Annotated in this window: 11 protein-coding genes; 5 read left to right on the forward strand and 6 right to left on the reverse strand. The window is 41.5% G+C overall.

From position 1 onward, the window contains the following. Positions 1 to 58 precede the first annotated feature (58 nt). Positions 59 to 1,126 carry an alpha/beta hydrolase gene (locus AO498_RS09615; RefSeq protein WP_067546607.1) on the reverse strand — a complete coding sequence of 356 codons (1,068 nt, stop codon included), beginning with the start codon at positions 1,124 to 1,126 and terminating at the stop codon, positions 59 to 61. A gap of 2 nt (positions 1,127 to 1,128) precedes the next feature. Then, on the reverse strand, positions 1,129 to 1,725 hold the full coding sequence (locus AO498_RS09620; protein ID WP_148660214.1) for a hypothetical protein: 597 nt from the start codon (positions 1,723 to 1,725) through the stop codon (positions 1,129 to 1,131). 538 nt (positions 1,726 to 2,263) lie between these two features. On the opposite strand from AO498_RS09620, the gene AO498_RS09625 reads away from it, so the two are divergent. Continuing rightward, positions 2,264 to 2,851 carry a hypothetical protein gene (locus AO498_RS09625; RefSeq protein WP_067546612.1) on the forward strand — a complete coding sequence of 196 codons (588 nt, stop codon included), beginning with the start codon at positions 2,264 to 2,266 and terminating at the stop codon, positions 2,849 to 2,851. Positions 2,852 to 2,923: 72 nt separating this feature from the next. On the opposite strand, the gene AO498_RS09630 is transcribed toward AO498_RS09625, so the two are convergent. After that, positions 2,924 to 4,198, reverse strand: coding sequence for an ADP-ribosylglycohydrolase family protein (locus AO498_RS09630; RefSeq protein WP_067546615.1), 1,275 nt, complete (start codon positions 4,196 to 4,198; stop codon positions 2,924 to 2,926). Beyond that, complete coding sequence (locus AO498_RS09635) at positions 4,173 to 5,129, reverse strand: phosphotransferase (RefSeq protein ID WP_067546618.1); 957 nt, start codon at positions 5,127 to 5,129, stop codon at positions 4,173 to 4,175. The genes AO498_RS09630 and AO498_RS09635 overlap by 26 nt, the downstream gene beginning before the upstream one ends. Before the next feature lie 108 nt (positions 5,130 to 5,237). Here AO498_RS09635 and AO498_RS09640 point away from each other — a divergent pair, with 108 nt between their 5' ends. The 3 genes from AO498_RS09640 to AO498_RS09650 all read left to right on the forward strand — a co-directional run bounded on the left by AO498_RS09640 (position 5,238) and on the right by AO498_RS09650 (position 9,689). Continuing rightward, positions 5,238 to 6,395: an acyl-CoA dehydrogenase family protein gene (locus tag AO498_RS09640; protein WP_067546621.1), complete on the forward strand. Its 1,158-nt coding sequence runs from the start codon at positions 5,238 to 5,240 to the stop codon at positions 6,393 to 6,395. A gap of 80 nt (positions 6,396 to 6,475) precedes the next feature. Continuing rightward, a complete protein-coding gene (locus tag AO498_RS09645) occupies positions 6,476 to 8,158 on the forward strand; it encodes an AMP-binding protein (RefSeq protein WP_067546624.1) in 1,683 nt (560 codons plus the stop codon). Positions 8,159 to 8,309: 151 nt separating this feature from the next. Beyond that, positions 8,310 to 9,689 carry an MATE family efflux transporter gene (locus AO498_RS09650; protein ID WP_067550397.1) on the forward strand — a complete coding sequence of 460 codons (1,380 nt, stop codon included), beginning with the start codon at positions 8,310 to 8,312 and terminating at the stop codon, positions 9,687 to 9,689. 12 nt (positions 9,690 to 9,701) lie between these two features. Here AO498_RS09650 and AO498_RS09655 read toward each other — a convergent pair whose 3' ends face one another. Together AO498_RS09655 and AO498_RS09660 are read right to left on the reverse strand one after the other, a co-directional pair. Continuing rightward, positions 9,702 to 10,064 (reverse strand): diacylglycerol kinase, encoded by a 363-nt coding sequence (locus AO498_RS09655; RefSeq protein ID WP_067546627.1) that lies wholly within the window; start codon positions 10,062 to 10,064, stop codon positions 9,702 to 9,704. After that, complete coding sequence (locus AO498_RS09660) at positions 10,061 to 10,885, reverse strand: peptidylprolyl isomerase (RefSeq protein WP_067546630.1); 825 nt, start codon at positions 10,883 to 10,885, stop codon at positions 10,061 to 10,063. The genes AO498_RS09655 and AO498_RS09660 overlap by 4 nt, the downstream gene beginning before the upstream one ends. A gap of 173 nt (positions 10,886 to 11,058) precedes the next feature. Between AO498_RS09660 and AO498_RS09665 the strand changes: the two genes are divergently transcribed. Then, on the forward strand, positions 11,059 to 12,129 hold the full coding sequence (locus tag AO498_RS09665) for a hypothetical protein (RefSeq protein ID WP_148660215.1): 1,071 nt from the start codon (positions 11,059 to 11,061) through the stop codon (positions 12,127 to 12,129). The last annotated feature ends 48 nt before the right edge of the window (positions 12,130 to 12,177 follow it).

The following is a 12,177-nucleotide window of genomic DNA, read 5'->3' on the forward strand; positions in this document are numbered from 1 at the left end:
AAAAGCCCGATCATTTTTAAAGTAGAATGATCGGGCTTTTTCTTGGGTTTAGGATCGATTAGTTTACCTTTTCCAAAATCTCCTGATGCTGATTCATTTCTGCATTCAATTCCTCATATTTTGATCGAGGAGTCATACCAACAACATTTTCAAGGAAATCGATGGTTTCAAAAAGTACGCCTTGCCAGTCTTGAGAAGTAATGGAAGAGGCGATCACATGGTCTCCTGAATTTGGAAATGCTTTCTCTCGTTTCTGACCTTCAGTAGTACTGATTTGACTGTACATTTCGAGCATCTTCGGCACGGAAACCACAAAATCCTGCTCGGAATCACTCTTATAATAATATCCTAAGAATAGGGGCTGGGTAATTTTCTTAAAAGTGTCTTCATTCATTTCACTATACATCAAGATCGCCAAACTTTCATAAGCGTTTACATGCTGGACTTCCGACCAGTAGGCCCCCTTATCGCCAGTTCGTTTCATGTCCATCGCTCCATTTTCAGTCATGGTTTTTTCCATGATGAATTTGGTCCATGGTTTAAATAATCCTGCTAACCTTCCTTCTCGATCTCGGATTGCTGGGGAGTAAACCACAGCGGCTTTCAACTCAGGTTGCTGACTTGCCAATAAAAGAGTCAATGCTCCTCCCATCGAGGTCCCTACGACAATCACGGAATCTCCAAGGCTCTTTCCAATTTGAAAGGCCTCACCAACTCCGTCAGCAAGCATCTGGGCAGTCAAATAAGCCATGCCATTTGCTCTTCGGATTCCGTGCTCAGGCAATCGAGTTACGAACACATTGGCTCCAAAATGCTCTCCCAAAAACCGGTGAACGGGGTCTCCCTCCATCGGTCCGGCACCAAAGCCATGAATGTAAACTATCGAGTAGGGAGTTTTTCGTTTATTCAACGAATCAGCCCATTGGATATAAGCTTCGTTTCCTGGTTTTAATCCGATGACTGTATCTTCCCGCTGCTGCAAGTAATCTTCTAAGTCTGCAACTCGGGTAGGCACCTCAGGGAAATGAATGGTGAGCTTTTGTCCGTCCACCTTTGGGCCAAGGATGTAAGTGATGGCCAAGATCATGGCTGTGGCAAATAGCCCCAGGAAGATTTTTCGAAGCATGTTTAGCTAGTTTTTAAATAGGGTGAAGTAGAATCACGGAAAATGATGCTACCATCCCGCAAAAATAGAAATGTGCGGGTTTTTAATTGGGAATAATTTTCGGGTTGAAAATTTAGCTGAGTTCCTAGGTATACAGAAACCCGATCAAAGTCTCTCAATTCATTGATTGATTTTCCTTCTGAAGTTTTTAAAAGATAGGAAATGTCCATTCCAGCGGGTATTCCTGAGAAAGGCTCGAGCAAAACGACCGTGATGGTAGCAATATTTCGAATGGAATAAATCCCTAGGCAACTTATCCCTTCTGGATTAGAAAAGAATGGATCAGGTTCCGTGTTTCCATTGACTTCAATATCCAATTCGAGATTGAAGGAAAATTCCTTCACGTTAACCGTATCTTCTTGTGGCCTTGCCTGCTGATTTTTAAAAGGTCCAAAATAAACGCGCTTGATTCCAGTAGCTTCAGCTAGGGGGACGTTCAAGCAACGATCCGAAGAGGAATCGAGCGGTTCGATGCAGCCATCAAACATTAGGATTACTCCTAGCAGCAGGACCAAAGTCATTTTCCAGTTGGAATTTGAATAAAAATGGTACCGATTCATCGTTCTTGATTTTAATAATAGTAGGATGGACTAGTGTCAACTCTCATTTAAAGGAAGTTCAATTCTAGAACTGATTCAACTATCATTCTATAGGAATCACTTTCCTTAGTCCAAGTTATCGATTCTATCAAACACTTAAAAACTCCCTTGATTTTAGATTAACTGATCGATTGAATTTGTGTTGAATCGACCAATTGGTGTACACTTGCGGACAGGATATTTTTTAAGATGTTTTTTTTCAGACACTTAGAAATTTTTTTTTACTCTTAAAAAGTTTAAATTTTTTCATCTCTATGCAACCTTCTTATCAAATGTGTTTGATCCAAAACTGTTCGGAGATGTAACACTCGGACGGGATTTTCTCAGTATCGGTCGGAAAATTTGCTGATTTCAGAGGAAGAAGTGATCTAGCAAACCTTGAAGGAGTGCTAATTTCTCTTAACAAACTGACTGGATTTTTTGAATGTGAATTGGCATGCGGCGCACTTGGTACAGCCTTCGCAAAAGGATTATCACAACACTAAACCAACAAACTATTATGAAAACCTTATTCACTTTCGCACTTGCAGGAGCTCTTTCATTAAGCAGCCTTGCCGCAAACGCCGCTGACGATTTGATGTCACTTTCTTCAGCTCAAGCTAAATTTAAAAAAATCAATGTCCTTCTTAAAGAAGGTATCGGAGAAGCTAAAGTTGCTCTCTTTGATGCATCAGGCAAAAAACTCCATCAACGAAAAGTAAATGTCACGGATGAGCAATTGATTTTGCCTTACAATTTGGAGGACATGCCAGTAGGGGAATACAAAGTTCAGATCACTACTCCAGAAGAAAATGTTGAGTATCGGGTGAATACCTTTGACCATGCACCATCACCTGAGAGCTTGCCATTGGTGGCTTTTGGAAAAGCCATTGATGATGAAACAATCAGCCTTACCGTGGTTGGATTAACTGAACCGGGGGTGGAAGTTGAAATTAGAAGTGCTAAAACTGACCGTAAAATTTATGTGGAGCATATTGATCAAGAGGATGGGTTTAAAAAGCAATATTCTCTTCGAGGAGTAGATTCTGATGAAGTTTACGTCAAAGTCACAGATGCACTAGGACGAGTCAAGAACCTGTATTTCTAACCAACAAGAATCCATCAAGCAGAAAGCCCTGAAAAATTTTCAGGGCTTTCTGTTTTTTTGAAATGGTAGGTTCTACTTACCTAAGGATAATTCCCAGATATGATCAGTAAGTTGAGCTGCCATGGCTTCTAAATCTATTCCCAAGAGTTCACGGTTGGTTCTAAGGGCGATCGCCCGTTCTTCTTCTGGCAATTGATTAAATCCCTTCCAAGCTCCTAAAATACTTCCTGCGAGTGCGGCAGTGGTGTCATTGTCTCGACCATAATTCACCAGAAAAATGAGTGTGGATTTAAAGTCAAAATCCGCATACAACATGGCCGTGAGGGTTTGAAGGTATATTTCACCTGCATGGAATGGCATGTCTTGCTGCTTTTGATCTAATTGTTGGAAAGCGAAATTCAAAGCAGGGCTAGATAAAGCCAGTCTGTCAGGCGTGCTATCTTGTTTCTTTGCCTCATTTGCGATCCATTTCGCTTGTTCAAACAGTTTAAACGCAGATCGTCCAACCAGCCTGCTTTGAAAATAGCCTTCCGTATCAATTCGTATACTTGCCAAAAGGCTGTCTGAACTTGCATTTTTATTCATTCCTGCTGCTGTCATGGCAGCAGATAAAGCAGTCAAGTCTCTCGCATATCCCAAGTCAAAAATGGAAAGTTTGTAAGCTTGCTGATAAGCTATTTCTGGATCTCCCGGATAAAAAAGTCCAAGTGTAGGTGCATAAAGTAATCCTGCACAAACCATTTCTCCCCCATAAAATTTGGACAAAGAATCCGAATAGGCGAGGTAATCGGCTTGGACAAATGGAACTGCTACTTTATACCATTCGGAGAGCCAGTTCACTTTCATCAAAGTTTCTTCGTAGCCCTCGGGGGAATTGTCTTTGAGTTGGTCAAATTCTTTAATAAAGGACTCATACTTTTCAATAATCGATTTTGCAAAAAGTTGTGGCGCTAAAGCATCTGATTTTTGTTTTGTTAAGTAGTCCGCAGTAAGCATTTTCCATCGAGTATCATCTGTCGTCCCACCTGCTGGTAAATTGGCAATCCAAATTCCTTCTGGGGAGGTTTCCCGAATCATGGAATCGAGACTGCTCACAAAACCAAAGGTCCCTTGAATCGCTTCTCTGCTCCACATTTCTGTGGGTGCTCCCATAGCGTCGCCGATCGCACCGCCGACCAATGATCCTAGAATCCGGTCATAGAGTTCTTCTTTAGAAAGTTCAAGTGGCTTTCTGATTATAGTTTCTTCCCTGAGTTCATTTTTTTGCTGACAATCAAAGCCTGACCCAAGCAAAATGAGGAAAAGAAAAATCTGTTTTTTGTTACGATAACACCAATTCAGAGGCATAATGGAGTAAGGTTTCTTTTTCTGAAAGGGATAGGTTCACTGGAAGTTGTGCGATTCCAATAAGCCGTCTTAATAGTTCTGTTCCCCGATAGGCTTGAAGAAGCTTAAAATCAAAAGAATGTGCGTAGTGAGACAGTAAGGAGTTTACTTCTTCAGGTTGAAATCCCGCTAGATCTAAATGTGCCAGGAAAACCCCTAAATCGAATTCTTTGTCTCCGGGGTAGGCGAATTCAGGGTCAATTACCTTCACATTTCCATCAATAGTTAGCCAGCTTCCTGGATAGAAATCCCCATGGAGAATTGTCTGGCCATTTTGAAGGTAGCGATTTCCAAGTGCTTTGATAGTTTCAGTGAGCTGTTGGTTTCTTTTAAATTCTAGACTTAAGGCCTGCAATCCTTTTTGAATTTGATCCAGATCGAGGCCATTGTCTTCTAAGAATGGAAAATGGAAAATATGCTCATGGTTCAATTTTCTCATTGCCAGATTTGCGGGGAAATCATGTGCAGACTCTTGATGTAAGGCATTTAGAAAATTCATCAATTGGATCATTTCCACTGGAAGTTGAGTGGATTTTCGTTGGTATAGGAAAGAAAAATCTGATCCCTTTCCCAAATCCTCCGTGACCAAAATATGGAAATCAGGAAGGTGATTCAGCGTTTTAGGAAGAAACGTTGCCGTGGTCGGATTTTGATTAAGTCTCTGAAAAAAAGCGTATTCGATCTCAATTCGCTCGATAGGTGCAGGAATTTGCGGGTATTTTCTGACGTAAGGCTTGGATTGTTTGAGAATCACCGAACGATGACTGGTGGTTATTCGCAGCACAAGATTCATGTTGCTTTCTCCGGCAGGTTGGACTTCGATCAGCTGTTCATTTTCTTCCCAAATCGGAAGCAAGGCTAGTTCAGCAAGCGTTGAGTGTTCAGTAAGCATAGGGCAATTTATACGATCCAAAAATAAGATTCCTAGTAATTCTCATCAGTCAGATCAAAGACGAAGTTCATTTTGTCTATTTTTGACTAGAATAAACTAAACCCAAATATGTTCGGACTACACAGAGCTCTTTTTACCGAGGAGCATGAGCTTTTCAGACAAAGCGTACGAGACTTTATCGCAAAAGAAATCACCCCACATAATGCCGAGTGGGAAAAACAAAAAATGGTAAGCCGGGAATCATGGCGCAAGCTTGGAGAAAATGGCTTTTTGGGAATTCAAGCTCCCGAAGAATTGGGGGGATTAAATATCCAAGACTTTAGGTACAATGCGGTTTTGATTGAGGAATTAGGACTTAGCGGTTGCTCGGGTCCTGCAATAGGTTACCCCTTGCATAGTGATATTGTGATGCCTTATATCCTGCATTACGGTACAGATGAGGCCAAGAAAAAATACATTCCTAAGATGATTTCTGGTGACTACATCGGTGCTGTGGCGATGACAGAACCTGGTGCAGGTTCGGATTTGCAAGGAATGCGTACGTCCGCTGTGGATGAGGGGGACTATTATTTAATCAATGGCTCAAAGACCTTCATTACGAATGGTTTTTTATCCGACGTGGTAGTCGTTGCCGCTAAAACAGATCCCAGTAAAGGTGCTAAGGGGATTTCGCTGTTCTTGATCGACAAGGATATGCCAGGTTTTAGCAAGGGAGTTCCTTTTGAAAAAGTCGGATTACATGCTCAGGATACCTGTGAGTTATTTTTTGAAGATGTCAAAGTCCCAAAAGAAAACTTGTTGGGAAAAATTGGCGATGGATTTAAATACCTGATGACGGAGTTGGCTCAGGAGCGATTGGTCGTGGCTTTAGCAGCCGTGGCTTTGGCTGAATTTGCCTTATCCGCTACCATAGACTATGTTAAAGAGCGAAAAGCCTTTGATAAAAGTTTGTCTGAATTTCAAAATACCCGATTCAAACTAGCTGAAATGGCCGCTCAGGTGGAGCAAGGAAGAATATATTGTGATTATTTGGTTCAGCTTCACAATGAAGGAAAACTAGATTCTGCGATGGCTTCAGCCGCCAAATACAACATGACCGAGCTTCAGTGTAAAGTAGCAGATGAATGCGTGCAGCTACACGGGGGGTATGGATATATGTGGGAATACGGGGTAGCTCGAGCTTGGGCGGATGCTAGAGTTCAGCGGATTTATGCCGGAACCAACGAGATCATGAAGGAATTAATCGCAAGAAAAATTTTGAAGTAGCAAAAAACATTTTAGTGTTTCTGAGGATTTTCCAGTTATTATTAACGCTTAAAACCCAATAACCCAATTATTACGCGAATATGAGCAATTTCCCTTGGCAAAAGTTTTATCCTGCTGCTGTTGACAAAGAAGTCAACTGTGCAGCCTATTCCAGTGTCAATGAACTGTTTGAAGAGAGTGTTAAAAAATACAGTGATGCAGTCGCTTTTGAATGCATGGGTAAAACACTTTCCTATTCAGAGCTGGATAGATTGAGTGCTCAGTTTGCCAATTACCTCACCCATGTCTTAAAGTTAGAAAAGGGCTCTCGAGTAGCCATTCAAATGCCCAATGTGCTGCAATATCCAGTAGTTATGTTTGGCGCCTTGAGAGCAGGAATGGTGGTTGTAAATACCAATCCTCTTTATACTCCGGCAGAAATGAAACATCAGTTTAATGATGCCGGTGCAGATGTGATTGTCATCGTTGCCAACTTCGCTTTTCATTTGGAAAAAATCCGATCTGAAATTAAAGCCAAGCACGTGATCGTAACAGAGCTTGGAGATTTGCTCGGAGGCCTGAAAGGGGCTATCGTTAATTTGGTTGTGAAGCACGTCAAAAAAATGGTCCCAGCTTATTCCATTCCAGGTGCTGTGAAGCTTAAATCTGCCTTAGGAATGGGGGCTGCTTATGCGTTCAAACCAGTGGCTTGTAATTTAGAAGATCCTGCTTTTCTCCAATATACAGGTGGTACGACAGGGGTTTCTAAAGGAGCTGAACTTACCCACGGAAACATTGTCGCCAATATGCAGCAGATTTCCGCTTGGATGAAGCCTAAGTTGCAGGAGCGATCTGAAATTGTAATCACGGCTTTGCCGCTCTACCATATTTTTGCTTTGACAGTCAACTGTTTAGCGATGCTTAAGATCGGAGCTCATAACGTTTTGATTACAAATCCTCGAGATATGAAAGCGTTCATTGGGGATATGGCTAAAAAGAAATTCACGGTTATTACTGGTGTAAATACCCTTTTCAATGGTCTTTTGAATCAGGAGGCTTTTATGAATCTTGATTTTTCATCGCTCAAAATCGCAGTTGGCGGAGGGATGGCCGTGCAAAAAGCTACCGCTGAAAAGTGGAAAAAAGTAACTGGAGTTCCGTTAGCTGAAGGATATGGTTTAACTGAAACTTCTCCAGTGGCGACTTGTAATCCAATTGACGGAACAGAGCGAATCGGTACTATTGGTATGCCTCTGCCGAATACTGAAGTAATGATTGCCGATGATGAGGGGAATCCCTTGGCCAATGGCGAGCGTGGTGAAATCCTAATCAAAGGACCGCAAGTGATGAGGGGCTATTGGAATAGACCTGAGGAGACTGCGCTCGTCATGCATGGAGAATGGTTTAAGTCCGGTGATATCGGTGTCATGGATGATGATGGATTTATCAAAATCGTCGATCGAAAGAAAGAAATGATTCTGGTTTCTGGATTTAATGTGTATCCAAACGAGGTGGAGGATGCAATTGCCTCTTGCCCAGGAGTCCTTGAGGTAGGGGTGATTGGGATGCCAGACGCTAAGTCCACCGAGAAGGTGGTTGCCTATGTAGTGAAAAAAGATCCATCATTGACCGAAGATCAGGTAATCGCGCACGCAAGAGAATATTTGACAAATTATAAAGTGCCAAGAGAAGTGTATTTTACCGAGGAACTTCCAAAATCCAATGTGGGTAAAATTCTAAGAAGGAAAATCAAGGAAGCTCATATCGAAAAAGTGGGAGCCTAAACTTCTCGAAGGATTAAGCATATAAAAAACCGCGGAAGCGGTTTTTTTTGTTTTTTTGCAGCCTGATTCCTGTGTAGGTCTATGGATTTACCTTCGATCTTTATCCGTTTCCTCACATTCTATCCCTTTATTTCACACTTTTCAAAATTCCATGAACTGGCAGCTAGTTAAAGACGCAATACTTGGGAAAGAGCAGGACTTCACGAAACTTTCTCTAAAAACGGCCATTTTTCTGTTGGCGATTCCAATGATCTTAGAAATGATCATGGAATCCTTGTTTGCTGTCGTGGATATCTTTTTTGTGGCAAAGTTGGGGAAAGAAGCCATTGCTACAGTTGGATTGACAGAGTCTGTGATTGTTCTTACTTACGCCATTGGTTTCGGGATTAGCATGGCCGCTACGGCCTTGGTGTCGAGAAGGTTTGGTGAAAAAGAATATCATGAGGCTGGTTCTGCTACTTTCCAACTTCTACTCGTAGGTGGATTTATTTCTTTGATTTTGGGAGTTTTGGGATGGGTGTTTGCTTCTGATTTATTAAAAATCATGGGGGCAGAGGATGCTGTGGTCCATATAGGTACCTCCTATGCCCGAATCGTTTTTGCAGGAAATACAGCCATTATGCTGCTTTTTCTAATTAATGGAGCCTTTCGTGGTGCAGGTCAAGCTCACCATGCCATGCGCTCACTTTGGATTTCAAATGGACTGAATATTATCCTTGATCCCCTGTTTATTTTTGGTTTGGGAAGTTGGGAAGGATTTGGCTTAGAAGGTGCTGCCATGGCCACCACCTTTGGCCGAAGCATGGGAGTTTTATACCAGTTTTACCATTTATTTAACGGGAAGCATCGACTTCGAATTTTAAGAGAAAATCTTAAAATCAACTGGGAAACCATCCGGAAAATCATTGACCTGTCTTTAGGAGGAATGGGTCAGTTTTTAATTGATTCACTTTCTTGGGTAGCCTTAACGCGTATGAATGCCGAATTCGGTTCAACCGTTTTGGCTGGATATACCATCGCATCTCGGGTGTTGATTTTTACCATTTTGCCAGCTTGGGGACTTTCAGGTGCTGCGGCCACTTTGGTGGGGCAAAATTTAGGAGCCAAAAAAGTTCGACGGGCTGAACAAGCAGTCTGGTTAACTACCCGATACAATGTGATTTTTATGGCTTCAGTGACCGTCATCTATTTGCTGTTCAGCAAACAACTAGCAGGCATATTTACCGAAACTGAAGAGGTAATGAATATTGCAGCCCAAGGCTTGTGGGTCATTGCACTTGGGTATGTGTTTTTTGCTGTCGGGATGGTCTTAACTCAGGCTTTCAATGGGGCAGGTGATACGAAAACTCCGGCTTGGATAAATATTGCTGTATTGTTAGGCTTGGAAGTTCCATTGGCCTATCTACTGGCATTTACATTTGAATTTTCCTTCTTGGGAATATTCATCGCCATTTCATTTTGCCATTCGTTCCATGCCTTGGTTTCGCTTTATTTTTTCAAAAAAGGCAAATGGAAAAAGATTCAAGTTTGATTCACTTTCTTTTTACTCCAAGAAATACGGGATGTAAATCAGTCCTGCAATAATCATTGCAGTCAGAGCTGCAAAAGTCACAGCGCCAGAGGCAATGTCCTTGATGGTTCCAATTTTTGTATTGAAATCAGGATGGATGAAATCGCAAATATTCTCAATAGCAGTATTGAGACTTTCAGTACTTAAAACCAACCCGATCGCTAAGACCTGCCAAATCCATTCCTCTCGCGATATTTCTACATAAAATCCCAAACCTGTAAATATTCCTGCCAGGATTAATTGAGAAATAATAGCATGCTCTGTTCGAATCAAAAAGAAGAATCCTGTAAATGCATAACCGATACTTCTTACTCTACCTAAGATAAACTTCTTCATGGTGCTGGATTGTTGATTTTCATAGATATAATTCGAACCTCAGTTAAAGGTCTATCCTTAACATTGGTTTCTACAGCAGCTATCTGGTCGATGATTTCTAATCCTTCGATTACCTCACCAAATACAGTATAGCTTTGGTCCAAGTGGGGAGTTCCGCCGATTTGTTGATAAACAAGCCGATGTGATTCAGGGATTTGGTAGCGGTCAAATTTGGAATAAGCTCTTGCAATTTGATTCCATTTTTCAGACAACTGTCGAGCAAGATCAAGCTCTCCTGCAGTTCGAGCTGCCGAAATCGAATCTAAAAGGGGCTTCAATTCTGGGTCTTTTCCTGCAAAATGAGAGGCAAGAAATTGATTGATTCGGTTTTCATTATGGTTGAGCAAACTGTCATTTTGGATTTTTCCCTGCAAGATGTAAAACTGCGTACTACTTGAGGCACGCTCAGGATTATTGGTTCGTGCGGCTCCAATAGCGCCCTTTTTATGAAAGAGGTTTGGGTGAATTTCGGCAGGAACACGATATCCAAGATCACTTCCCCCCAAGGTGTCTTCCAAGGTGGCATCCTTACTTCGGGTATCTCCGGCTTGGATCATAAAGTTTTCAATTATTCGATGAAACTGAAGGCTGTCATACACACCTTCTTGGACCAGTTTCAGGAAATTGTCTCGGTGCTGTGGAGTTTCATCGTACAAGCGAATAACCATCCGTCCGTAATTTGTGACCAATTCTACTTCGTACGGGGGGTGTTTTTCACTTGGATTTCCTATCAAAAATAAAGAAAGAAGGATGCCAAGAGGGGTTAGAAAAAACTTGATCATGGGATTAAGAATGAATTTCGTTCCAAAATAATCGAATCGAATCAAACTCAATGGTGGAATTTTTCAATCCACCCAAAAATGGACTTTTACTGCTTTCTTGCTTCATGAAATGATTGCTGAATCATACGCAGTAAAGGCTAGTTTTTTACCGGGATTACTTTCTATTTTTGGTGGTGAAATCGAGGAAAATTTGGTTTGGTACGCTGCTTTCGGTGTCTTTAGGAGGGATACTCTTTTGGCTATTTTTTATTCAATCTTCTTCGCAAAAAAATCTTCCTGATCGGAAATTTGTAATCCAACCAGACCAAGGAGATTCAGTTCAATTTCAGAATCCTGATTCTTTAAAGAGTCCAAAAGTTATTACTCAAGACAGCGTAGAGTTTTTCAAACGAGTTCGTAGTCTAGCTCATGATAGTATTCCCAAAACATGGCAGGTGTTTTCAATTTATCCAGGAAAGGACGCCTTGCTTCCCTATCACCGAATAGTTGCGATGTATGGGAATTTCTATTCGAAATCCATGGGGATTTTGGGGAGGGTATCAGAAGAAGAACTTTTGAAGCAATTTCAGATTGAAGTAGCAAAATGGAACGAGGCAGATTCCTTGACTCCAGCACTTCCCGCCATTCATTACATTGCCATTACAGCTCAAAAGGATCCAGGCCCTGAAAACTTTCATCGACTTCGCATGCCCAAAGCCCAACTAGAAAAAGCAATTTTGTTGGGCAGGTCTTTGGGAGGAATAACCTTTTTGGACGTTCAAGTTGGTCATAGTACCGTGGAGCAAGAGGTTCCCACTTTGGAAAAGTTCCTTTTGGAAAAGGATGTGCATTTGGGAATAGATCCGGAATGGTCCATGAAAGACGGGAGTATTCCCGGTTCAAAAATCGGAACCTTGGACGCCAAGGATATCAATTTTGCAATCGAATACCTTTCGGAATTGGTTTTGAAAAATGGGCTACCACCAAAAATTTTGGTCGTTCATCGATTTTCAAATGATATGATTACCAACCACAAGGAAATTAAGGCGACCCCCCAAGTTCAGGTGGTGATCAATATGGATGGATTTGGCTTTCCTGCCAAAAAGGTCACGAGCTATCGGAAATATGTAGGCGGAATGCCAGTTCAGTTTACAGGAATCAAACTTTTTTACCTCAATGATACGATCGAATCACCCCACAGATTGATGACTCCGAAGGAAATTCTCTCGCTTTATCCAAAGCCTATCTATATCCAATATCAATAAGTAATAGGTAAAAAAAAACCGACCAGCATTTTTTGAATCTGATCGGTT

It is taken from the genome of Algoriphagus sanaruensis, assembly GCF_001593605.1.
GTDB lineage: Bacteria > Bacteroidota > Bacteroidia > Cytophagales > Cyclobacteriaceae > Algoriphagus > Algoriphagus sanaruensis.